We start from the raw sequence: 23,141 nt of genomic DNA on the forward strand, positions 1-23,141 counted from the left end.
CGAGCACTGTCACTGGGCCACAACGACGGGCGGGTGCGTTGGCGCCCGGCCACTACCGCCCTCCCGCGGCGACCTGATTACCTGTGGGCTACCGCACAGTAACAGCAGGGCCTTCGGGGCGGCACCCTTCGCGCGCGCCCGTGGCGGGGCCGTCGTCGGGCGCGGTCCCGTGCGCTGCCGCCGGGTGCCGTCTCCGTGCGCCGCCGCCGGGCACCGCCGTCGGGCGGGACCCGCGGCCACCACCCGCCCCCCGTCGGAAGGTATCCCGTGGACCCCATGGCATCAGCCGCAGAGCCGTCCCTGTTCAGCCGTCGCCGGGCACTGACCGTGGCCGGCGGCGTGCTCGCCGGTGCGACCGCCCTCGCCCAGGCGGCACCGGCCTTCGCCGCCTCGTCGTCGGCCGACGCGGACGCGATCGTCGTCGGCCACGGTCTCGCGGGCCTGGTGGCCACGGCGGAACTGGCCGCCGCGGGGCGCAAGGTGCTCCTGCTGGACCAGGAGCCGGAGTCCAACCTGGGCGGGCAGGCGTTCTGGTCGTTCGGCGGGCTGTTCCTGGTCGACTCCGACGAGCAGCGGCTGATGGGCATCAAGGACTCGCGCGACCTGGCGTGGCAGGACTGGCTGGGCACGGCCGGCTTCGACCGCGGTGTCACGGACCCCGGCGGCCCGGACCACTGGGCGTACAAGTGGGCCGAGGCGTATGTGGACTTCGCCGCGGGCGAGAAGCGGTCCTGGCTGTACCAGCTGGGGGTGCGCTGGTTCCCGATCGTCGGCTGGGCCGAGCGAGGTGGCGGCCTGGCGGACGGGCACGGCAACTCGGTGCCCCGCTTCCACGTCACCTGGGGTACGGGCCCGGCCGTGATGGAGCCGTTCGAGAAGCGGGTACGTGCGGCGGCGGCCTCGGGCCGGGTGACGTTCAAGTTCCGGCACCGCGTCGACGAGCTGGTGCGTACGAACGGTGCCGTCACCGGGGTGCGCGGCAAGGTGCTGGAGCCGAGCGACGCCCCGCGCGGCAAGAAGAGTTCGCGCGTGGTGGTGGGTGACTTCGAACTGCGCGCGCCGGTGGTGATCGTCACCTCCGGCGGCATCGGCGCCAACCACGACCTGGTCCGGCAGAACTGGCCGGAACGGCTCGGCGCCCCGCCCGCGAACATGATCACCGGGGTGCCCGAGTACGTGGACGGCCGGATGCTCGCCATCACCGAGCGGGCCGGCGGGCGGATCGTCAACCCCGACCGGATGTGGCACTACACCGAGGGGCTGCGCAACTACGCCCCGATCTGGGCCAAGCACGGCATCCGTATCCTGCCCGGCCCCTCGTCCCTGTGGCTGGACGCCAGGGGCAAGCGCTTCGCCGCCCCCAACCTGCCCGGGTACGACACCCTCAGCACGCTGAAGGCCATCACGGACACCGGGTACGACTACTCCTGGTTCGTCACGACGCAGAAGATCATGGCGAAGGAGTTCGCGCTGTCCGGCTCCGAGCAGAACCCGGACCTCACCAACAAGGACATCCCGCTCACCCTCTCGCGCATCTGGCAGACCCCCGAGCCGGTCGAGAAGTTCAAGAAGAACGGTGTCGACTTCGTCGTCGCCAGGACCCTGCCGGACCTGGTGGCGGGCATGAACGGGCTGATCGGCCGGAACCTGATCGACCTGGCCGACCTCCAGCGGCAGGTCGACGCCCGCGACCGGGAGATCGACAACCCCTACACCAAGGACGTCCAGGTCATGGGGATCCACAACGCGCTCCGGTACAGCGGGGACCAGCTCAGCCGCACCGCCTCGGCCCACAAGATCCTGGATCCGGGCGCCGGCCCCCTGATCGCGGTACGGCTGAACATCCTCACCCGCAAGACACTCGGCGGGCTCCAGACCGACCTGTCCGGCCGGGTCCTGGACGCCACCGGCGCCCCGGTGCCGGGCCTGTACGCGGCCGGCGAGGTCGCGGGCTTCGGCGGCGGCGGGGTGCACGGGTACCGGTCGCTGGAGGGCACGTTCCTGGGCGGCTGCCTGTTCTCCGGCCGCCAGGCGGGACGGGCAGCGGCGGCGGCGACGGGTTCCTGACGTACCCGTTTCCTGCCGTACCCGTAGGGGGCCGGTCAGAAGCCGGGGAGCGGGTCCTGGTCGGCGTCGCGGCGCCAGGTCCTGATGTCGGGCGCGGGCGGGTGCGTTTTGGCGTCGCAGGTGGGTCCGAGACCGGTACGGCGGGACACCGTACCGGTCAACAGCCTCCCGCACATACGGCATCGGACCGGACGCCGGACCCCCGCCCCGGCGCCCGTGCCTGTACCGGCGCCGGTGTCCGTGCCCGTGCCCGGCAGCAGTCCGTCGTCCCCCGGCCCGGCACCCGGCCGCGCCGCCACCCCGTGATCCGCCACCCCGTGATCCGTCTCCTGTTCAGCCACGCCTCCCAGCTGTACCAGCCCGGTCCCCGGCATGCACACCTCCGGGTACAGAATGGGCGGGCAAGGCCGGAACCCCCCGGACAGCGAGGAGATTCTCCATGGCTCTGTACGACATTCCCCTGCGCACCCTGGCCGGTGAGCCCACGTCCCTGGCCTCGTACCAGGGCAAGGCCGTCCTGGTGGTGAACGTGGCCTCCAAGTGCGGTCTCACCCCGCAGTACGCGGGCCTGGAACGGCTCCAGAAGCAGTTCGGCGCCCAGGGGTTCACGGTCCTCGGCGTGCCCTGCAACCAGTTCGCCGGGCAGGAGCCGGGCACCGCGGAGGAGATCGAGACGTTCTGCTCGGCGACGTACGGGGTGACCTTCCCGCTGCTCGAGAAGACGGACGTCAACGGGGAGACCCGGCACCCGCTGTACGCGGAGCTGACGAAGACGGCCGACGCGGAGGGGGCGGCCGGGGACGTGCAGTGGAACTTCGAGAAGTTCCTGCTGTCCCCGCAGGGCGAGGTCGTGGCCCGTATCCGGCCGCGCACGGAGCCGGAGTCCCCGGAGGTCGTCGCGGCGATCGAGGCCCAGCTCCCCGCCTGACGCCGCAGGTCCCCGCGCCGGGTCCACCCCGGTCCTGACCGGAGACGGAGCCGGCGCGGGGCCGGTGCGGGTGCCACCCCCGGTGCGGGCGCCGGGTGACGGGCGGGTACGCGCGACGGCGTACGACAGAGCCGAAGGCGAGTCCCGCGCGTCTCGCGTCGCGACCGCGCGCTCAGGCGGCAGCGGCGCCGAACCACCGGGGCAGTCGACTGAGCAGTTCCCCCTGGTCCTCACCGGCCCACGCCACGTGGCCGTCCGGCCGCAACAGCACCGCGGGCACGTCCAGTTCCTCGCTGACGTCCACGACATGGTCGACGCGGTCCGCCCAGCCCGCCACCGAGAGCCGGCCGGTCCGGTCGAGCAGCAGCCCGCGGCCGCCGTGCATCAGCTCGTAGAGACGCCCCCGCTTCAGCTTCACGTCCCGCAGCCGCCTGCCGAGCAGTTCATGGCCCTCGCCGAAGTCGTAGCGGACCTCGACCGCGGTGATCATTCCGGTCACGTACCGGTTCACCTCCTCGAAGTCCATCAGCTTCGAGAACAGCTCCCGCAGCGCGGTCGCGCCGGGATCGGTCCCCAACAGCGTGATCTGCGCACGGGTGTTGTCCAGCACGCGGGCGCCCACCGGGTGCCGTTCGGCGTGGTAGCTGTCCAGCAGCCCCTCCGGGGCCCAGCCGGCCACCGCCGCCGCCAGCTTCCAGCCGAGGTTGAACGCGTCCTGCACGCCGAGGTTGAGCCCCTGCCCGCCGGTCGGCGGGTGGATGTGCGCCGCGTCGCCTGCCAGCAGCACCCGGCCCACGCGGTAGCGCTCGGCCTGCCGGGTGGCGTCGCCGAACCGGGAGAGCCAGCGCGGCGAGTGCGCGCCGAAGTCGGTGCCCGCGACGGCCCGCAGCCGCCGCCTGAACTCATCGAGGGTCGGGGCGGTCGTACGGTCCTCGCTCACCCCCTCGGCGGGCACGATGATGCGGTACACCCCTTCCTGCCCGTCCACGTCGGGGATGGCGCCGAACCGCAGTTGGGTCCTGCGCACTTCCTCGACGACGGCGGCGACCGTCGCCGGGTCCTCGGCCACCTCCATGTCGCCCAGCAGCGTCTCGACCTTGGCGGGCTCGCCGGGGAAACCGACGCCGAGCCGCTTGCGCACCGTGCTGCGGCCGCCGTCGCACCCGACGACGTAACGCGAGCGGAGGTGCGTGCCGTCCGCCAGCTCGACGGTCACCCCGTCCCCCTCGTCGGCCTGGCTCAGCCCGGTCACTTCGCAGCCGCGCCGGATCTCGGCACCGAGTTCGCGGGCACGCTCCTCGAGCAGCCGCTCGGTGACCGGCTGCGGGGTGGCGAGCCCGTACGGGTGCGCCGTGTCCAGCCGGTCGGGCCACGGCTTGACGATGCCCCCGAACAGGCCGCCGGCCTGGAACTTCTCGCTGACCGCGAGGAACCGGTCCAGCAGGCCGCGCTGGTCCATCAGCTCGACGCTGCGCGCGTGCAGGCCGCGTCCGCGGGACTGCCCGGTCGGCTCGGTCAGCCTCTCCAGCACGACCACGCGCACGCCGTGCAGCCGCAGCTCGCAGGCCAGCGTCAAGCCGGTCGGTCCGCCACCGACCACGATCACGTCAATCATCACAACGCCCATTCAACGAAAGTAGATTCAAGGCCACCCGCACCACACGGTCCGTCGGCGCGCACGGTCGGTCCGACACGACCGCACACCCCCTACGACGACGACACGGCACGCACTCCGCGCATCCGCCGTCCCCGCAGGTCCTGGCCTCGGCCGACGATTCTGCGGCACGAGGGGGGCCTTGCCGCAAGGCCCCCCGTGCGCTATACCTTGAGAGTGGCAAGGAGTGGACAACCTCCTTGCCTTTGTCTTTTGCGCCGCCGTGCGGCACGCGGGAGATCAGCGGTGACGCCGTGCCGACGGACGACGCGGCGGCCGGTTCTCGGGGAGTGGCACCGTCACGGTGAGCCGCGTGGCGTCCAGAGCGGTCCATTGGCGGACACCGTGGAGCGCGCGCAGCACGTACCTACCGCTCCGCACGTCCGTGACGATGGCGGACCGGCCCGTCACCTCGTCGCGGACCTGGTCACCCACCCACGGGGCACCGTTCTTCATCAGTCCTCCAGTCAGCAGGGGTGGCCGGCGGCCACGTACGGCCGGGCCGGGTCGGTGTGCACGGTGTGGTGCATGAGCATCAGGTGCCCCAGGCAGCCGCGGCAGACGCACAGCGGCGTCTCGTGCGCGTGGTGCCCGGGGCCACCGGGGCTCGACATCGTGCCGATCCGGATGGTGCTCAGCCCCGAGCGACGGCAGATGAAGCACGGGCCGAGGTGGTATTCGGGCGGCCCGGGGAGCTGAAGCCGGACCGCGATCACGGCTCTGCCCTTTCCGGCGCGGAGGCCGAACCGTATTCCGACAGGAGCCAGCGGCAGTCAGTCGCGAGCAGCCGCACGCGTACATGCGCCTCCAGTAACCCGGCCGGCGCCGCATCGCTCTCGGCCGCCCGCCGCGCGGTGCCGATCCGGGACACGAGCAGATACCAGTCCCGGCCACCCTTCCACAGCCCGTCCGCGTGCGCCTGAGCCGCGGGAATCAGAACGCGGACGTAGTCGCGCAGTTCATCGGCGAGCGCCTGAAGCTGCTCTATCGTCCCCGCGGCCCGGCCAACGTCCGCGGCGCGAACGAGGGCGGCCTGGATCGCATCGGTGGGGGGTGCTGGTGCAGCGCTCATGGTCGGCTCCATGCGCTCATCGTGCGATCCGAGATGTGCTGTCCGCATTGGCGAGGTGATGACGAACCGGCCAGCCTTTCATCACCCGGCCATGAAACCCGGGCCGCCCGTCATAGCCGCACCGTGAAAGCGGCCCTCTCCGGCGAGTGCAGACCTCTAACGTGAAGGGGACGATCGGAGAAGGCGATGGCACACGATGCGGAGTCGGTTCGCACCCTCCGTGCCCGCGCGGCGGCAGACGGCCGTCCCCCGTGGCAGCTCAGCAAAGCGATCTCGGACCAGGCAGGCTGCTCTCTGCTGAAAGCCTGGCGGCTCAGCAAGAACTGGACCCTTCAGACCGCCTGCGAGAAGCTCGCCCAGTTCGGAGCACGGGTGACCATTCAGCAAATGTCAGCATGGGAGACGGGCCGCGGCCGACCGGGCGAACACAATCTTGACCGCCTGTGCCAACTCTACGAGACGCGTTCCGACCGTCTCGGCTACGGCCACGACTACACGCCTCACAACGAACCGCGGACAGGTACCCCATACCCCGAGCAGCAGCCAACGCCGACGCCGACGGACCATCCAGCATCCCTCGGCCTGGCCATGATGCCGCCCACCAGTACTGCGCTCGCAGCCCTTGCTTCCCTTCGACGCAGCATGACCACGATCCTGGCGACACCCATAGCGGAGACCACGATCGACCAATGGGAGCGGCAGGCCGCCGAGTACGGTCACGCCTACCAGATCACCCCACCGGCCGAGATCCTCGCCGGCAGCATCACTGACCTGTTGGAACTGCGAGCGTTGCTGGACCAGCGCCAACCGACGGACGTTCGTGCGCGGCTCTGCCGGATCGGCGCCCAGCTTGCGGGTACGGCAGGCATCGCTCTCGTGGCCCTGGGAGAGCACCGAGAGGCCCGGCAGTGGTATCACCTGGGCCAACTCCTCGCGGAGGAGACAGGCGACCGGGCGTTACGCGCGTGGCTGCTGGCCAGGGAGGCGGTCATTCCGTTCTATTTCGGTGCTCCCGCGGCCTCCTTGGCACTGGCCGAGAGGGCGCGCCTCCTGGCCGGCTCCACTGTGTGTGCCACTGCGGCTTGGGCGCCGAGTCTGGAGGCGCGGGCTCTCGCCCGCATGGGGCGGCATCGTGAAGCTCAGGATGCCATGGCGCTGGCTGGGCGCGCCTTCGCCAAGCTGACAGCATCGGACACGTGTGACACAGCGTACGGATACACGGAGCGTCAACTGACGTGGCACGGCGGCAGCATGTGGGCGTCGCTCGGAGACACACGAAGGGCCCAGGCTGCGCTACAGGCCGCTCGTGGTCTCTACGACCCGAGCGAGTACCTGGACCGCGCCTTGATCTCCATGGACGAAGCGGCGTGTCTGTTCGGCGTAGGGGAAGTCTCGGTGGCGTGCCGCGAGACGGAGATATTGCTACTCGGCCTGCCTGATGAGCACCGGACCGGCATTGTCATCTCCCGAGCCCGTGATCTCCTCGCCGCCGTGCCTGCGCGAACTGCGGCCAGCGCTCCGGTGCGGGATCTTCGGGAGGTGGTGGAGGGCAGTGCTCGGCCGGCGATTACACCGCGTTAACGGCGGGCAAGGAGCTGCAACAACCCTGCGACGGCGACACCGGCCACGATGCGCCGGTCATCAATCATCTGCTGGATCTGGTCGAGGCCGTGCCATTCGATACGGTCCGCTTCGTGGGTGTCGACCGGATCGGTCACCCGTACCGCATCGCGGGCCAGGAACACATGGTGCTCGGCCGTGGACATGCCGCCGATCGGTTGGGTGTACGCGAGTGGCTCCAGTGCGCTCGCGTCGACCTGGTACCCGGTTTCCTCCAGTACCTCGCGCGCAGCCGCGACCGCCAAATCCTCTCCCTGCTCGGCGATGCCACTGGGAATCTCCCAGTTCCAGGTGTTCGTGGCGAAGCGGTGCCGCCACATCAGCAGGACGCGCTCCGAGTCATCCAGCAGGACGGTCGCGGCGACAGGTGCCAGCTTGATCAGATGGTGCTCATACCGTGCGTGTCCAGGAGGTTCTACGTCCACGAGATCCAAGTCGACCCAGGGGCTGGTGTAGATGGTGCGGGATCCGTGCACGGCCCATTCGCTCACTGGTGTCCTCCAAGTCGGAATGATCGGTCAGGATGTCACGTGCGTCCGAGCAGGACGAGGGCGCTCCTCCTCCCCCTGCGACCGATGGAACAAGATCCTCGGCGGCCTTTCCAGCGAACTGACTTCGGCTTTGGCAGTGGCCTTTTTGGACTCGCCCCGTCGGCCGTTATTTCGTATCTGGATGGCCTCACGGACGCCCTGCTCCGTGTTCATGGGCGCCTTCGACGTGATGGAGAGGGACGACGGTACGGCCGTCCGGGTCGGGTCAGGAGGCGCCTGCCCGCCGGGCGGCCGTGGCAGTCGGCGATAACGCAGCCGGGATGCTGGCCCACAAATTGAAGCAACAAGCCAGAAAACGAAAAAATCGAGACTCCGCGTGAACCATTTGTCCACATATTGACAGATTCATACCGCAGTCGACCCGGATCGAACTACTCACGGTCAACCAATCGCCCCTTTACGTTACGATCTCCATCGGAGATCACCCTTGACGTTTGAGCGCTCGCCCTCGAATTGAGGCGGGCCTATTCCCCCAGGATCCTGCGCCCATGCTGACAGCCGTCTTCCAAGGTCATGAAATTTTCGTGCTCTTTGCCACCGCGCTCACGCTCCTCACCGGCGGACTCGTCTACAGGAAAGCCTGCGCATGTGCCGACCGCCCCCTCACGGTGGCCCTGTGGGCATCGTCTGTCGCGGCTATCCTCTCCCTTACTTTATGGACAACTGGTGGCGAGACCGCACCGCAGTGCGTCATCAATAAGGACGTCCTGGAACCCTTCGGAACAGTTCAGGGTCAACTCAACGCGGCCATGTTCGTGCCATTCGGACTGCTTGGCATTCTTGCTACTCGCCGTCTGGCCCTCACCGCGACTCTCTGCGTCCTCTTCCCAGCGCTGATCGAAACCGTGCAGGGGCTGACCCCATTTATCAGCCGCCTGTGCGACACGAGCGACCTGGTCGCGAACGCGGCAGGAGCCGCCTGCGGCTTGGCTGCAGGTTTCCTCGCCAACAAGGCGTTCAGCACACCAACCGCGAGAGTGGTCGACGCTTCCTCATACCCGCTGATCGCCTGTGGGGCTCTCGCTGTCATCCTGACCGGCAGTTGGCTGGCATGGATGGAGCCCATTGTGATGGACCGGACGGTATCCCAAAGGGCCGCCAACTCATCACAGAAAGCTGCGATAAGCGACGCTCTCGACGAAGCTTTCGGTGGCTACTTCAAGCCGGACAACTTTGATTTCACTCAAGGCGAGGGCGAGTCGGGCACCATTATGGCCAATTTCCGCGCGGGTGCGGCTGAACTCTCCTGGCCCGACGCCGAACAATTCACCGTCAACCTCACCCCGGACAACATAGAAAAGGGGCACACCTTCCCCGTCCCTGGCACTTCCGGCCCGGTAAGATCCAGCAATGATGCAGAACGGATCGCTATCGCCTACGCGGAGCGATTCGCGCCGTGGGGGCTCGAAAGTTCGGATATCAGCGTTGAAAGAATTGACGAACGGGAGGACCTAGGCTGGCTCGTCAATTGGCGCCGCTGGAAGGGCGAGGTGCTGCTACCCATGCGCCTGGATGTTGTGATCGAACCTGGGGGGAACGTGCGTGACCTCATTGCCCGCAACATCGACGATCCCGAACTGCCCAAGGCAAACGTTGCAGAAAAGGAAGCCTGGTCCCTTTTCAAAGACCACTACGGCAGCGCCACGGACTGGGCTGAACGCAATGAACCCGTCCTGCTCGCAGCACGCCGGGACGGAGCGTGGCGCGTTCACTGGCTGCTCACAATGAAGACAAAAGACGTCATGCTGAGCGGAACTGTCGATGCCACCGATGGAACATTCCACAACTCGGAAGAACGAGTCATCTTGCCCGACAAAAAATAATGGTTCCGCTACTTCCGCGACCATGTACTGCGACGCCCCCTGGAATCCGCACGCCCCGGTGACACAGAGACACGGGCAGCGCCAGCACCCCCGTGAGGCGAGATGCGGCCCCGGCGGCATAACCCCCTTGACCACCCCGGCAAGTCGGCCGGTCAGGCCTTACTTTACGGCGGGTCAGTCGCTCCAGCAGACCGGGGGACCTACACACGGAAGGTCCGCCTCCGGCAGTCCCGACAGCGGAGCCTTCTACTCATTCACTCAGAAATACCTCGATGGCCCGAGCCACCGACGCTGGGGTCGACTCGTCGCGCGGATCATCCATTCCCAGCATTGGTAGATCCAGCGTCACGCTTGCTGAGTCTCCGAATTCACCCTTAACTGCTCTGAGAGACTGGAGCACGGCATAGTAGGCGGGGCTGATTTGCTCGAAATCTTCCCTGATGGAGAATTCTCCATCCCGTTCAACGATCGGCCGAAAAGGCGGAACGACAATCCACTCCGGCAAGCCGTCATCTCTGGAATTAGGCAAGATCTGTGCCGCCTCTCTGTTCGGCGTACCACCGTAGCGGTCGAATGCCCAAACTCCAGATATCACAAGCGCGTCAGCCCGAACCGAGCGGCTACTTTGGTTGGCGAACTCGATCGCCATCGATTCAGGCAGCAGCCTCGACCAGAGGTCTAGGGTCGACTGCTGGAGGGACGTCACGTAGATCTTCATCGACTCACCTACGGGATCGGCATGGAAGGAAGGATCCGAACTCGGCCGATCGTACTCATTGAATCCTCCCAGAGTGCGAAGGCGTCGATTCCGCCACCCCCGTCCGCGAGATGCTCAATCCTGCTCTCCGCAGGAATGTGTTCGGTTCGAATTACGCCACGCACCAACGTGTAAGCGCCTTCGTCAGGGAACGTCGCATAGGCGGATTTAGCGTAGAGAGCTGCGCCCTCCGGAGTCGAAGAGAAGTACTTCGACTCGATTCCGCGCGGATTCTGAAAGCGTCGAGTATCCATGAGTTGCTTCAACTCGTCGTCCTTCACGGCGCGGTAGACATATTGCCGTGATCTGGACGAGTGTGCCTGCGCCGGTGCGGAGCCATTGGCCTGGGCGGAGGTCGGTGGCGTCGATCCAGTCGTTGAGTTCGGGGACCCAGAAGGGGTGGCCGTCGGTCGCAGTGACCTGGGCTGTTTGCGTGCCCTTCTTGCCGTCGGTGTCGATGACGACCTTGACCAGGTGTTTCAGGCCCTGGCCCTTGATCTCGGCGGTGACCGTCTCGACGCGTCTCTCGCCCGTCTTCGGGTCGGTCGCGATGACCTTGTCTCCGGCCTTCACCTGCTCGATCGGCTTGGTGGTGCCGTCGGCCATCAGGACCTTGGTGCCCGCCACGAAGCTGTTGTCGACCGGGCAGGAACCTCCGCCCCCATCGGCCTTGCCCGAGCCACCACTGCCGCTGGAGCCTCCCCCGCTGGTGCGGGAGGTGCCGCCGGAGGTGCCGCCCGGCTTGGAACCGCCGGCCTTGGCGCCGCCGCCTCCCCCGCCGCCGGACGCCTTGTGCAGAGAAACCTTCGGCGCGGCCTTCGCCTGGGCCTGTTTCTGGACCGCGTTGCCCGTTTTCCTGGCCTGGGCCGCGGCTCTGTCGGCGATCCTCTTCTCCCGTTCGGCCGCCTTCTTCTTGGCTCTCTGGGCTGCTTCCCTCTTCGCCTTCTCGATCGCCGCCTTCTTGGCCCGCAGCGCCGACGCCTCCGCCGCCTTCGCCGCCTTCAGAACCACCTCCGCCGCCTTCTTGGCCGCACGGAAGGCCAGGACCGCGTTGGCGGTGCGGTCGACCGCCCTCAACACCGACGGGATCTTGCCCAGCTTGCCCCAGGGAATCGCCCCGACGATCAGACTGCCGCAGGACCACAAATCACCGCCGAAGCACTCCACCGCATCGTTGATACCGATGAAGTCCTTCAAGGTGCCCCACGCCACCGAGAGAATCACCGAGGTGAGCGACTTGCCCATCATGGCCTGCGCCTGGGAGACCTGAGCCGCCGACAGACCCGCACCGGCCAGCGCCGCCGCCCGCTCCGACGCCGTCAGAGAAATCGCCAGGCCCGTCGGATCGGACATCGTGACGGGGTTGTTGTGGGCGTAGGAGTAGCCGTTGGACTGGAGGACGTCGTTCAGGTCCAGGACCGGGTCCGCCGACAGGAAACGCCCCACCCCCGGGTCGTACAGCCGCGCGCCCAGAGGCTGGAAGCCGGAGGAGTCGTCACGGGTCGCGCCCAGGAAGCCCGTGTGCGACTGGAAGTTGACGCCGACCGTACTCGTGCCACGCTGGTTGCCGAACGGGTCCTGCTTACGGATACGGACCGTGTTCGTACTGTTCAGCGCGACCTCGGCATACGTACTGCCCTGATGGTCACCCGCCAGCGCGACCAACTGCTCCGCGCCGTCGCCGTTCGCGTACCGCATGACCGCGCCGCCCGGCGCCGTGTAGGTGCGCTGCGTGTGGATCAGGGCACCGCCCGCCGCGACGGTGACCTCCGTGTCGCCGAGGGAGAGCGTGGCCTGCTTGCCCTTGACCATGAGCAGCCGGCTGCCGTCGGGGCCGTAGACGTACCGGGTGTCGTTCTGCGCTGACCACCGCTGCTCGGCCTTGCCGGTCGCGCAGGTGGCCAGCACGAGGGGCGTCGAGTTCGCCGAGTCGGCGTCCTTGACCCCCACGCACAGGCCCGATGCCACGTGCGTGAGCTGGCCCGACGCCGACCGCTTCAGCTCCTGGGCCGCCTTGCCGTCACACTTCTGGATCCCGAGCGCCGAGCCCGCCGTACCCGCAGCCGGCTGTACGCACCAGTCGTCGTAAACGGTCAGCGCGCCCCGGTCGGCATCCGCCTGTCCCGGCGTCGGCGTGAAGCGCCAACTCTGGGCCTGGGACGCGTTGCAGGGGTAGAGCTGGAGCGGCTGGGCGTCGGCCGCCAGGCCGCTCTTCAGGTCGAGGCACTTGTCGGCCAGGCCGACGTACGGCGTCCTGCCCCCGGTGCCCTGGCCGGTGATGCGCTCGACCTGCCCGTCGTAGGTCCAGGACAGCTCCTGCTTGTCGCCGTTCTGGGACGAGGTGATGGACTTGGTCTCGCCCGTGAGTTCGTACAGGCGCTCCGCCTCGGCCTTCACCTGGGCGCCCTGCGGAATGGTGTAGGCCTTCGAGACCTTCGTCAGTGTGTGCGGCTGGGTGCCGTCCTCCTTGCCGTACGCGTAGGAAGTGACCGCGTCCTTCGCCGTCGCGCCCGTCAGGTCCTTCTCGGTCAGCTTCTTGCGGTTGCCGGCCAGGTCGTACTCGTACTCCTGCCAGTAGCCGGAGTTGTCCTTGCCCGCCGCGACGTTCAGCGAACCGTCGCTGTTCTTCGGGGCGGTGCAGGCGGTCTGCTCCTTGGCGGTCCAGGCCGTCTCGAGCTGGCCGAGGGGGTCATAGGTGAAGCACTGGCGTTCGGCGATGCCGGTGGAGTGCTCGCGGATCGAGGTGACGTTGCCGGACGGGTCGTAGGTGTAGGACCGCTTGGAGACGAGGTTGCCGCCGACGACGCTCTGGTCTCCGGTCTGCTCCCGGTAGACGGCCTGATCGGTCAGTTCGCCGCTGGACTCGTCGTACGTCGCCTGTGTCCAGACCCGGTTCGGCCGCGCGCCCAGCGTCGAGCGCTGGACCTGGCCGTAGGAGTCATAGACGGTCTCGGCCCCGTACCAGTCCTTGCCGGAGACCGAGAGCGGTTTGCCGTCCTCGTTGTAGCGGACGACGAGCTTCTCCGCGTCGAATCGGCCGGCCTTCGGGAGCGTCGCCTCCTGGAGCATGCCGGTGTCGGTGTACGCGTACCCGTAGGTGTACGACGTCTCCAGACCCCAGGCGGTCTTCAGCGAGTCCGGGAGGGTGAGGGTGGTCGAGGTCGGCTGGTAGTCCTTGGTGTAGCCGTCGACCTTCTGGGTGTACGCCTCGCCGTCGGTGTAGCGGGTCGCGGTGTACGGCATGCCCTTGCCGCCGGGCGCCTTGTCGTAGTCGAAGGCGGCCAGCAGCGTGCCGGTGGAGCCGCCGAGGCGCTGCTGGGTCGGGCGGGACAGGAGGTCGTAGTCGTTCCAGACGACGACGCCGCGATCGTTCTTGGTGGTCAGTACGCGGTCACGGGCGTCGTACGCGGTCCTCGTGGTGCCCGTGTCGGGGTCCGTCGCCGTGACCTTGCGGCCCCGGTGGTCGTACGTCCAGCTCCACGGATGCGTGGTGTCGGTCGAGTTGGTCGCCTTTTTCATGCGGCCGTGCTCGTCGTACGCGTACCGCGTCGAGGTGAAGCCGTCCGGCGCTTCCGGGTTGAAGGTGTCCACGCGGGAGGTGCGTCCGAGGGCGTCGGTGTAGACGCGATAGTCGGAGGTCCCGGTCGGGTTGACGACCTTCGACCAGTCTTCGCCGTACTCGTAGCGGGTGGCCCGCGCCGGGACCGGCTGTGAGGTGGCCTCCTTGGTCAGCGGGTCCAGGACCTTCAGGACGGGCGTCTCCGCCAGGACCCGGCCGAGACCGTCGTACGTGTAGCGCGTGATGTTGGGGACGGCGGTGTCGGCGAGGGGGGTGAACAGCTCGCCGGGCTTGGCGTCCTGGGTGAGGTAGGCGTTGTTGGTCTGCCAGACCTCGCCCGAGGTGTTGTAGAGGGTGTCGGTGATCAGGTGACCGCCGCCGTCGGCCTCCTCCTGCGTCTGCCGCTCGCGGCCGAGACCGTCGTAGAGGGTGACGGAGGTCTCGATCCGGTCCTCGTGACCGCGCGCGTGGGTGGTGACGTACGGCGGCTTGCGGTCGGGGTTGCCCTTGTCGTATCGCGGGATGGTGTACGTCGCGCGGAAGTCCGGCACGGACGAGGAGGACGGGGAACGGCCCGCTCCCCATGCCTCGGCCATCCGGCCCAGCGGGTCGTATGTCGCCTCGCTGACACGGCCGTTGGCGTCCGTGGTCCTGAGGGTCGTGGAGCGGCCGGGCTCCAGTTCCTGCTTCTGCGAGTGGCCGGCGGCGTTGGTCTCGGTGACCGTGAAGACCTGTCCGGTGGGCGGGTCGTAGGTGATCGTGCCGGCGTTGCCGTCCGGGTCGTACTGCTTGACGACGCGGCCGACATCGTCGAACTCGGAGCGGCCGTCGCTCTGGAAGCCGGTGCCCTCGCCGTTCAGCGACCAGGTCTGGGTGGCCTCACCGAGCGTGCCCGCGGCGAGCGCGGTGCCGTAGCCCTGGCCGTCGTAGGCGGTCCGCGTCGCACCGCTGAGCGTGGACAGCTCGGTGAAGTCAGCGGCGGCGCAGGTGGTCGGGGAGACCAGGACCTGCTTCGTGAGGCCGATGAGGTGCTTGGCGCTCTGGTGGACGTACTCCAGCCTGGTGCAGGACTCGTCGCCTCTCTCTCCGGTGTCGCCGAGCGATTCGACCTGGGTGGGCAGGCCGTACGTCGGCTCGTAGGCCGTCGTACTCCTGACGGCCCGCTGGGTGCGGGTGTCGTCGCCCGTGCCGGAGGAGCGGGTGTACGCGATCTCCTCGGGTTCGGTGACCCGCCAGGCGCGCAGCGGGCTCAGACCGTCGTCACGGTCCCGTTTGGCCAGTTCGGTGGCTTCGGGGACGGTGACGCTGCGCGACAGCCAGTCGGTGTCCGCGTCGGACGCGCTGGTGTACGTCAGTTCCTCGGCGATACGGCCGGCGAAGGGCTCCCGATCCTTGGCTATCTCGGCGCCGGTGATGTCCTCGACCGGGACGGTGTCGCCCATGCCGCGGAAGTAGCGGGTGACGGCCTTGGACTTCTTGCTGCCGATGGACGGCTCGTCCGTGCCGGTGATGACCGTGGTCTGTTCGAAGCCCGCGAACTGCGCGTAGGTGCGCGTGGACTTCTTGGTGAACTCGGCCTCGGCGAGCTTTCAGCCCGCGTTCTTGTAACCGTAGGCCGTCTGTGTCGCGAACGAACCGTCGACGTTGGGGAGTTCCTCGATGGTGTCCACCACGTACTTGTGGAACCAGTCGATTTCCTCGGCCTCGGGGTCGGGGTTCCAGAACGTCGGGTAGCACAGCCGGGTGTTGGCCCTGAGCGCCGCGGTGTCCTTCTTGCCGGGCAGACCGGTGCCCGAAGCGCACTCCCCCTCCGGCTGCTTGTAGGTGACGACGGTCTCGCCGCCGTACTCGTTGATGACGCGCGCGACGCGCAGCCGCGAGAAGCCGGGGCGCGAGTCGCTCTTCACCCGGTTCGGCATGTCCTCGGCGTTGGACTCGAAGCGCACCGCGTTCAGGGTGACGTTCGCGTCGTCCGAGCCGTTCCGGGCGTAACCGGTGCGCTGGATCGACTCCAGCCACAGCGCCGTGTTCGGGCCGGTCCTGAGGACCGGGAAGCTCTGCTTGAGGGTGTACTTGTCGACCGCCTGGCGAGCGGTGGTGCCGGCCAGGCGCTGGGACTCGGTGGTGATGGAGGTCAGCCGTTTACGGGTCCAGAACGACGGGCCCGCGTTCCAGCATTTCTTGCCCGACTGGCAGCGGAGGTCGGCCGGGGTGTCGTACCAGATGCGGTACTTGCCCGGGTCCTTGTCGGTGAAGTTCGCCTCGGAGCAGGTCAGCTCGTCCTCGCCGAGGCAACGCTCGGCGACCGTGAAGGAGACGCGTCCCGTGGCCGGCGAGGTGAAGACACCGTCCTTGGTGTTGCGCTGGCCGTAGTCGATGTGGTCGAGCCAGCCGCCGCGGTCGTAGCGTACCGGGGCCTTGAAGTTGAAGTTGCGGGCGTAGTAGTTGTCCTCCTTCTTCCACCACAGGGACATGGCGTTGCCGTGGACGTCCTCGACGTAGTCGAGGTTCCAGCGCCAGGCCTGGGTGCACCACGAGCCGGCCCAGTCGCCGGACTTGTAGCAGTCCTCGTCCGGGTGGTTGCCGTACACCGGCACGGTCAGGACCGAGTCGGTGACCGGACGGCCGCTCGACCAGCCGGGCAGCTTGTGCTTGCCGAAGTGGTATCTGGTGCCGTCGCGGGTGGTGACGACCCAGTACTCGCCCTTCCGCGCGCCGTTGCCGGTGGAGTCGTCCTTGATCTGCTCGACCTTGGCGCCGTCGCCGTTGGCGGTGGTCCACGTGCCGTCGTCCCACACCAGCTCGGTGGTCATGCCGCCGAGGGAGAGCGTGGCGTTGTTCGACCCCCAGCACATGTCCGCGGTGCGGTGGGTGGCGTTGTTCGAGCCGGGCTTCTTGGCGTCCTCACGGCAGGTGGCGTATGTACGGGTGATCGAGCCCGGGTTGTAGTCCCAGCCGTCACCGATCCAGGACGCCTGGTTGTTGGTCGCGGAGGTGCGGCCGTCCACCGACTGGGAGGAGTAGCTCAGGTTGACCTTCGGTGTCAGACCGCCCGCGGACTCCGGGACCTGCACCTGATAGCCGTAGGTGAACGCCCCGGAGGACGACCCCGCCGACCAGGAACCCGAGGACAGCAGCGGGGTGGCGGTGTAGTCGCCGGAGGTGGAGGAGCCGGTGTCCATGGCACCGACCACCTGGGGGCCGGAGGCGTCGACGGCCTGGAGAACGGAGACGGAGGTGGAGGCCGTACGGGCGGACGCGCCCGTCTTGCCGGAGTCACCGGAGGCACCTGCGTTGCCTGCGTCGCCGGCCAGCAGCCCGGCGACCGGTACCGAGCCCGAGAGGATCTTGCGGGTGGACGCCTTCTTCGCGGCAGTGGTGCGGGTCGGCGCCTCGGCGGCCGGGACCATCTCGACCGAGCTGCGCAGCCGCTCGGCCTTCTCCTCGGCCGTGGCGGACATGGTCGTGGTGCCCTCGGCGGCGCAGTCGCCGGTGTCGGGAGCGTCCAACACGCAGTCGGGCAGCAGCATCAGGCCGAAGCGGTCGGCGGCCTGGGGCCCGTAGAGGTCGGCGAAGGCCGTGGTGTCGACGGCGAGCGCGACCTGGGCGGCCGGGTCGGCGGTGGCCGGCGGGGTGACACGCATGATCAGGCCGGAGACGCCCGCGTCCTGGGACGTGGCAGGCGGGGCCAGGTCCACCTTCCAGTCACCCGCGAGGGCGGCTGGGTCAGCGCCCTCCGGTACCCCGACCGCGATCGGCAGGTCGTCGACCGGGACGGTGGTGCCGGGCGCGGTGTCCGTCGTCAGTGTCGCGACGCCGCTGTCCTCGGTCCACGGGGTGACGGCGGTCGGCGCATACGGATCGACCGGCACCTCGGGTGCGGTGGTGAGGCTCTTTTCGGCCTCCTCATCACCGTCGACCGGGGTGTTCTCCGGCAGTTCGGGCAGCTCGACCGACCGGCTCATGCCGGGGCCGGGCACCGCGAACGCGGCGCCGCTCAGGGACGTCACTGTCAGCGTCGTGGACAGCAGTAGGGCGGTCGCCATGCGGCCGTACCGCCGGCGCCGTCGTTGTGACTCCGTCCTGACCAGGCGTCTTCGACCCAACCAGGACAGCGGACCTTGAGCACGCATACGCGTCGACCCCACCCGTGCGATGCAGAAAACAACAGAGGCGGTCCGCCCCTTCTGTCATGAGCGCCGCAGGTCTCAAGGGCATTGCGTGACGAGGAAACAACAATATGTGAGTTGACTCACACGAAAATCACCACCAAATCATCGCTTGAACGACTTGAGGCGCCAGGCCGACAGAGAACGCTCTTGATTGCTACAGATCCACCAGCCGAGATCACCCAAATCCGGCACTCACGATCGGTGACCAAGAGCTCACTGAAACTCCATCACGGATTCATAAATTTTCCATACATGGACGACCTGTGAAAACTGTGTGACCGTGTCCGCGCTCATGTCCTCATCCGCCTGGTTCACACGGAAGTAGACCGTCGTGTCCGCGCCGCCCCGCCTTCTCAGCCCCTTCGTGCGCACACGCACCCGGCTGACGCTCACGCTCGGCCTGGTTCTGGCCGCCCTGACCGCTGCCCTGCTGCCCTGGTGGCAACCCGACGAGCCGTCACCACCGCAAGCCCGCAAGGCGACCGACGTCCGGAAGGCGGCCACCGCTCCGCGCGATGAGGCCGCCGCCGCGGCCGAGGCCGAACGCACCGGTAAAGCGGTGGTCGTCGACACGGCTACCACCGCCACCGACATGACCTGGGCCCAGCCAGACGGTCAACTGCGCACGCAGATGGCGGCGCTGCCCAGAAGGGCGAAGAACACCGAGGGGAGGTGGGCGCCGATCGACAACCGTCTGCGCCGCACCGACGGCGACCCCGACGGCCTGGGTGTCCGCCCGGTCAACCCGGCCGTGCCACTGCGGTTCGCCGACGGCACGTCCGCCGACGGGAATGCCCGCGCGAACCGGTCGTACACACGGCCGTCCCTCGCGAATGATGAGGTTCCGTCCGGTGAGACCGTGTTGGCGGAGACGGTCGTCCATGGCCATGTCATCTCCTACACCTGGCCGGGCGAGTTGCCCGAGCCCGTGCTCGACGGCCCGCGCGCCCTCTACTCGGAAGCGCTGCCGGGCGTCGATCTGCTCCTGGTCGCGCGGGAGGAGGGTGGCTTCGCGCAGTTGCTGATCATCAAGGACCGTGAGGCCGCCCAGAACAAGGCGCTGACGACGATGTCGTACGGACTGAGGTCCTCGACGGCCGTCTTCCGGTACGACACGACAGCGCGCCGGATCCTGGTACTTGACCCTGCCGGCACGGAGGTCGGATCCGTGCCGACGCCGTTCGCCTGGGACTCCAGCGGGCGTGACCCGGAGGCTCCCGAGGAGACCCCCGAAAGAACGGACGGGGGAACGGACGAGCCGCGTACCTCGGTCGCCGCACCGGAGGACGTACTGAAGCTGTCCGGACTGAGCGGAATCGAGCCCGGGGCCCGGCAGGCTCCGGCGCCGATGGAGCTGGCGGGCGACGGGACGGGGACGGCGAGGATCGATGTGAAGGTCGGCGAGACCGGCCTGCTCACCGATCCGGAGGCCCGCTTCCCGGTGTTCGTCGACCCGACGCTCAACGCGGGCTGGCTGGCCTGGACCGTGGCCTACAAGCCGCACCCGAACTCCAGCTTCTGGAACGGCACCAACTTCAGCACGGGCACGTCCGACGCGCGAGTGGGCCACGAGAAGGAAACCAACGGCACCGCTCGCTCCTTCTGGCGGATGAGGTACAGCACCTCCCTGAAGGGTGCGACAGTCACCTCGGCGAAATTCAAGGTGCTCAACAACCACTCGTGGTCGTGCGACAAACGACAGTTTGAATTCTGGCTGACCGGGGCGATCTCCTCGGGCACGACGTGGAAGAAGCAGCCGAGTTGGTCGAGCGAGATCGAGAAGAAGTCGTTCGCGCACGGCTGGTCGTCCAGCTTGTGCCCCGACGACTACGAGGAGTTCAACGTGAAGTCGGCCGCGCAGAAGGGCGCGGACGGCGGCTGGTCCAACATCACCTTCGGGATGCAAGCCACCAGTGAGGGCGACTCACAGACCTGGCGGAAGTTCAGGGCGACCTCGGCGGAGCTGACCGTCGTCTACAACCGCGCGCCGGCTGTGCCCAGCAGTGTCTCGAGCACCCCCGGCGGCACCTGCAGAACCAGCACGGGCGGGGCGACGATCGGCAAGACCAACCTGGTCCTGTCCGCGAAGTCCTCCGACCCCGACGGCAACCTCAAAGGACTGCGCTTCCGGTTCTGGAAGTCGGGCGCGAGCACCCCGGCCGGCACCCTCGTCACCAGCCTCTCCAGCGGCAAAGGCACGCTGACCGTTCCGTCGAGCACGCTCGTGGACAAGGGCGTCTACTACTGGGACGTCCGGGCGGAGGACTCCGGTGGCCGGGTCTCCGCGTACTACCCCACCAGCGGAAACCGGTGCACGGTCACGGTCGACGGCTCCGCCCCGCCACCGCCGACCGTCGAGAGCGACGTCTTCCCCGAGGCCACCGACGACGGCCAGACCTGGGCAGCTGTCAAGTTCCCCGGGACCGGAGCCGTCACACTCACCTCCGCGGGCGCGGCGAAGTTCCAGTACGGCATCGACGGCGTTGGCTGGAGCGATGTGACGGCCACCAACGGCACCGCCACCGTTCCCGCCCTGAAGCCCCCGCACTCGGGACCCAACTCGCTGCAGGCATATGCGTTCGACGCGAGCGGAAACAAGAGCGCCGTAACGAACTACAGCTTCTACGTCCAGCCCGGCGACCAGGGAGACGGCCCCGGCGACACCGGCGGCGACGGCATTCCCGACATCCTCCATGTGAACAGCGCAGGCGATCTGTTCACCTGCGTCGGGCTCCCGGGCGGCGGTCTGCACGGCTGTCTGGGCGCCTCGTACGCATCGGACAAGCAGTTGCACCCCGCCGACCACTGGTACGCCCCCGCCACCGGCAAGGCCGCGCTGATCACCCACTACGGGGACGCCTACCCCGGCGACGGCATCACCGACCTCTTCGCCGTCACCCCGGACGGTGCCTTCTGGCTCTACCCAGGCGACGGCTACGGCAGCTTCGACGTCGGCAAGCGGATAAGAATCCTGCTTCCCTCCGACGCCCCGGCTCCCGCCACCTGGACCCAGATCAAGGCCGTCGGCGACATCACCGGCGACAAACTCCCCGACCTCGTCCTGCGTGCCGGCCCCGAGTTCTGGATCCTGTCCGGCTACACCGGCGCCACGTTCCGGTCCGCCACGCTGATGAACGTCGACGCCTGGGCCCGCCGCGACATCGTCAACCTCGCCGACATCAACGGTGACAGCACACCCGACCTGCTCTGGCGCAACCTGGACAACGGCAACATGTACGTCCGCCACGGCAAGCCGGGGACGGCCGACGGAAGCGTCGACCTCGAATCCCTCAAGCTGGCCTCCAACTCCCTCAACGGGGACGTCTCCTACGGCACCGGTTGGACCGAGGCCAACACCTCGACGGCCCTCGGCATCCCCGACGTCAACAACGACGGCGTCCCCGACATCTGGGCCCGTTCCGGCGTGGACGGTCAGATGCGGATCTACCACCCGTCGAAGACCAACACGAACACACCGGTCAAGGTGGCCCTGTCCACGGACTGGAGATCGATGAGAGCCCTGGGCTAGCGCTGTGAACAGCGACGTTCAGCCTGCGGAAGCGTCGTCGAAGTCCGGTCCTCACTAACGGATCGGGACGCCCGAGAGCGTGCGGGCGATCACCAGGCGCTGGATCTCGCTCGTGCCCTCGAAGATCGTGTAGATCGCGGCGTCCCGGTGCATGCGCTCCACCGGGTACTCGCGGGTGAAGCCGTTGCCGCCCAGGATCTGTACGGCCTGGGCCGTGACGCGCTTGGCGGTCTCGCTGGCGTAGAGCTTGGACATGGAGCCCTCGGCGGCGGTGAACGGTTTGTTCGTAGCCGCCATCCAGGAGGCACGCCAGACCAGCAGGCGCGCCGCGTCGATGCCGGTGCGCATGTCGGCCAGCTGGAACGCGATGCCCTGGTTGTCGATGATCGGGCGGCCGAACTGGCTGCGGGTGCGCGCGTAGTCCAGGGCGACCTCGTAGGCGGCGCGGGCCGTGCCGACGGCCATCGCGCCGACGGCCGGGCGGGACGCCTCGAAGGTGGCCATGGCCGCGTTCTTCACGCGCTCGCCGCCGCCCGCCCGTTCGGCGGCCCGCTCGCGCGCGCGGGCGAGCCGTTCGTCGAGTTTCTCCTTCCCGCCGAGCAGGCAGTGTCCGGGCACCCGCACGTCCTCCAGCACGACCTCGGCGGTGTGGGAGGCGCGGATGCCGTGCTTCTTGAACTTCTGGCCCTGCCGCAGTCCGGGGGTGCCCGGCGGCACGATGAAGGAGGCGTGTCCCTTCGGGCCCAGCTCCGGGTCCACGACCGCCACGACCACGTGGACGTTCGCGATGCCGCCGTTGGTCACCCAGGTCTTCGTGCCGTTCAGCACCCACTCGTCGGCGGCCTCGTCGTACACGGCCCGGGTGCGCATGGCCGCCACATCGGATCCGGCGTCGGGTTCCGAGGAGCAGAAGGCGGCGAGTTTCACGTCGTCGGGGTCGCCGTACATCTGCGGTATCCAGGTGCCGATCTGCTCGTCGGTGCCGTTGGCGAGCACTCCGACGGCCGCCAGGCCCGTACCGACGATGGACAGGGCGATGCCCGCGTCGCCCCAGAACAGTTCCTCCATCACCATGGGGATGCCGAGGCCCGTGGGGTCGAAGTACTGCTGTGCGTAGAAGTCGAGGGAGTAGATCCCGAGCTTGGCCGCCTCCTGGATCACCGGCCAGGGCGTCTCCTCGCGCTCGTCCCACTCCGCCGCGGCCGGGCGGACGACGTCCGCGGCGAAGCCGTGGAGCCAGTCGCGGAGCTGCCTCTGGTCGTCGTTGAGATCGAGCGTGAACTCGGACATGGTCCCCTCCGGCACGTTACTTGCGGTAACAACAGTCTGTTACCAGCGAGTAGGCGATGTCAACCGGTGACCACGGGAGCAGCGTCCGCGGCTCACGGGGTGTTACGTTGCCGGGGCGT

The 23,141-nt window shown here is 68.3% G+C and carries 13 protein-coding genes and 1 pseudogene; 5 read left to right on the forward strand and 9 right to left on the reverse strand.

Features of this window, described 5'->3' with window-relative positions; translation table 11 throughout:
- Positions 1-276 precede the first annotated feature (276 nt).
- Entirely contained in the window at positions 277-2,067 is a 1,791-nt protein-coding gene (locus ACU6P3_RS03520) for an FAD-binding dehydrogenase (RefSeq protein ID WP_447195866.1), read from the forward strand.
- Between the two features lie 35 nt (positions 2,068-2,102).
- Here ACU6P3_RS03520 and ACU6P3_RS03525 read toward each other — a convergent pair whose 3' ends face one another.
- Complete coding sequence (locus ACU6P3_RS03525; RefSeq protein WP_447197754.1) at positions 2,103-2,324, reverse strand: DUF6011 domain-containing protein; 222 nt, start codon at positions 2,322-2,324, stop codon at positions 2,103-2,105.
- Between the two features lie 182 nt (positions 2,325-2,506).
- Between ACU6P3_RS03525 and ACU6P3_RS03530 the strand changes: the two genes are divergently transcribed.
- Positions 2,507-2,995 carry a glutathione peroxidase gene (locus ACU6P3_RS03530; RefSeq protein WP_447195867.1) on the forward strand — a complete coding sequence of 163 codons (489 nt, stop codon included), beginning with the start codon at positions 2,507-2,509 and terminating at the stop codon, positions 2,993-2,995.
- Between the two features lie 172 nt (positions 2,996-3,167).
- Here the strand turns inward: ACU6P3_RS03530 and rox are convergent, their stop codons facing one another.
- The 4 genes from rox to ACU6P3_RS03550 all read right to left on the reverse strand — a co-directional run bounded on the left by rox (position 3,168) and on the right by ACU6P3_RS03550 (position 5,721).
- Positions 3,168-4,610 carry a rifampin monooxygenase gene (gene rox, locus ACU6P3_RS03535; RefSeq protein ID WP_447197755.1) on the reverse strand — a complete coding sequence of 481 codons (1,443 nt, stop codon included), beginning with the start codon at positions 4,608-4,610 and terminating at the stop codon, positions 3,168-3,170.
- A gap of 279 nt (positions 4,611-4,889) precedes the next feature.
- Positions 4,890-5,105, reverse strand: a complete 216-nt coding sequence (locus tag ACU6P3_RS03540) for a hypothetical protein (protein ID WP_447195868.1) — start codon at positions 5,103-5,105, stop codon at positions 4,890-4,892.
- 11 nt (positions 5,106-5,116) lie between these two features.
- Positions 5,117-5,365 carry a hypothetical protein gene (locus tag ACU6P3_RS03545; protein ID WP_447195869.1) on the reverse strand — a complete coding sequence of 83 codons (249 nt, stop codon included), beginning with the start codon at positions 5,363-5,365 and terminating at the stop codon, positions 5,117-5,119.
- Positions 5,362-5,721 carry a DUF6415 family natural product biosynthesis protein gene (locus tag ACU6P3_RS03550; RefSeq protein ID WP_447195870.1) on the reverse strand — a complete coding sequence of 120 codons (360 nt, stop codon included), beginning with the start codon at positions 5,719-5,721 and terminating at the stop codon, positions 5,362-5,364. Before ACU6P3_RS03550 ends, ACU6P3_RS03545 begins: the two co-directional genes overlap by 4 nt.
- A 186-nt stretch (positions 5,722-5,907) precedes the next feature.
- Between ACU6P3_RS03550 and ACU6P3_RS03555 the strand changes: the two genes are divergently transcribed.
- A complete protein-coding gene (locus tag ACU6P3_RS03555; RefSeq protein ID WP_447195871.1) occupies positions 5,908-7,302 on the forward strand; it encodes a helix-turn-helix domain-containing protein in 1,395 nt (464 codons plus the stop codon).
- On the opposite strand, the gene ACU6P3_RS03560 is transcribed toward ACU6P3_RS03555, so the two are convergent.
- Positions 7,299-7,832 (reverse strand): NUDIX hydrolase, encoded by a 534-nt coding sequence (locus tag ACU6P3_RS03560; protein ID WP_447195872.1) that lies wholly within the window; start codon positions 7,830-7,832, stop codon positions 7,299-7,301. The two genes, ACU6P3_RS03555 and ACU6P3_RS03560, sit on opposite strands and share 4 nt — an antisense overlap.
- 548 nt (positions 7,833-8,380) lie before the next feature.
- On the opposite strand from ACU6P3_RS03560, the gene ACU6P3_RS03565 reads away from it, so the two are divergent.
- Positions 8,381-9,715 carry a VanZ family protein gene (locus ACU6P3_RS03565; RefSeq protein WP_447195873.1) on the forward strand — a complete coding sequence of 445 codons (1,335 nt, stop codon included), beginning with the start codon at positions 8,381-8,383 and terminating at the stop codon, positions 9,713-9,715.
- Between the two features lie 250 nt (positions 9,716-9,965).
- On the opposite strand, the gene ACU6P3_RS03570 is transcribed toward ACU6P3_RS03565, so the two are convergent.
- On the reverse strand, positions 9,966-10,433 hold the full coding sequence (locus ACU6P3_RS03570) for a hypothetical protein (RefSeq protein ID WP_447195874.1): 468 nt from the start codon (positions 10,431-10,433) through the stop codon (positions 9,966-9,968).
- Between the two features lie 207 nt (positions 10,434-10,640).
- A pseudogene (locus ACU6P3_RS03575) lies at positions 10,641-18,077 on the reverse strand (RHS repeat-associated core domain-containing protein).
- A gap of 490 nt (positions 18,078-18,567) precedes the next feature.
- Between ACU6P3_RS03575 and ACU6P3_RS03580 the strand changes: the two are divergent.
- Positions 18,568-21,732, forward strand: coding sequence for a DNRLRE domain-containing protein (locus ACU6P3_RS03580; RefSeq protein ID WP_447195875.1), 3,165 nt, complete (start codon positions 18,568-18,570; stop codon positions 21,730-21,732).
- 54 nt (positions 21,733-21,786) lie between these two features.
- Here ACU6P3_RS03580 and ACU6P3_RS03585 read toward each other — a convergent pair whose 3' ends face one another.
- A complete protein-coding gene (locus ACU6P3_RS03585) occupies positions 21,787-23,022 on the reverse strand; it encodes an acyl-CoA dehydrogenase family protein (RefSeq protein ID WP_447195876.1) in 1,236 nt (411 codons plus the stop codon).
- Positions 23,023-23,141: the final 119 nt, after the last annotated feature.

The organism is Streptomyces hebeiensis, assembly GCF_052983195.1.

Bases quoted from the DNA above. Each gene is read 5' to 3' on its own strand.
- ACU6P3_RS03555 (WP_447195871.1), top strand. From the start codon at position 5,908: ATGGCACACGATGCGGAGTCGGTTCGCACCCTCCGTGCCCGCGCGGCG.
- ACU6P3_RS03550 (WP_447195870.1), bottom strand. From the start codon at position 5,721: ATGAGCGCTGCACCAGCACCCCCCACCGATGCGATCCAGGCCGCCCTC.
- rox (WP_447197755.1), bottom strand. From the start codon at position 4,610: ATGATTGACGTGATCGTGGTCGGTGGCGGACCGACCGGCTTGACGCTG.
- ACU6P3_RS03530 (WP_447195867.1), top strand. From the start codon at position 2,507: ATGGCTCTGTACGACATTCCCCTGCGCACCCTGGCCGGTGAGCCCACG.
- ACU6P3_RS03565 (WP_447195873.1), top strand. From the start codon at position 8,381: ATGCTGACAGCCGTCTTCCAAGGTCATGAAATTTTCGTGCTCTTTGCC.
- ACU6P3_RS03585 (WP_447195876.1), bottom strand. From the start codon at position 23,022: ATGTCCGAGTTCACGCTCGATCTCAACGACGACCAGAGGCAGCTCCGC.
- ACU6P3_RS03570 (WP_447195874.1), bottom strand. From the start codon at position 10,433: ATGAAGATCTACGTGACGTCCCTCCAGCAGTCGACCCTAGACCTCTGG.
- ACU6P3_RS03520 (WP_447195866.1), top strand. From the start codon at position 277: ATGGCATCAGCCGCAGAGCCGTCCCTGTTCAGCCGTCGCCGGGCACTG.
- ACU6P3_RS03540 (WP_447195868.1), bottom strand. From the start codon at position 5,105: ATGAAGAACGGTGCCCCGTGGGTGGGTGACCAGGTCCGCGACGAGGTG.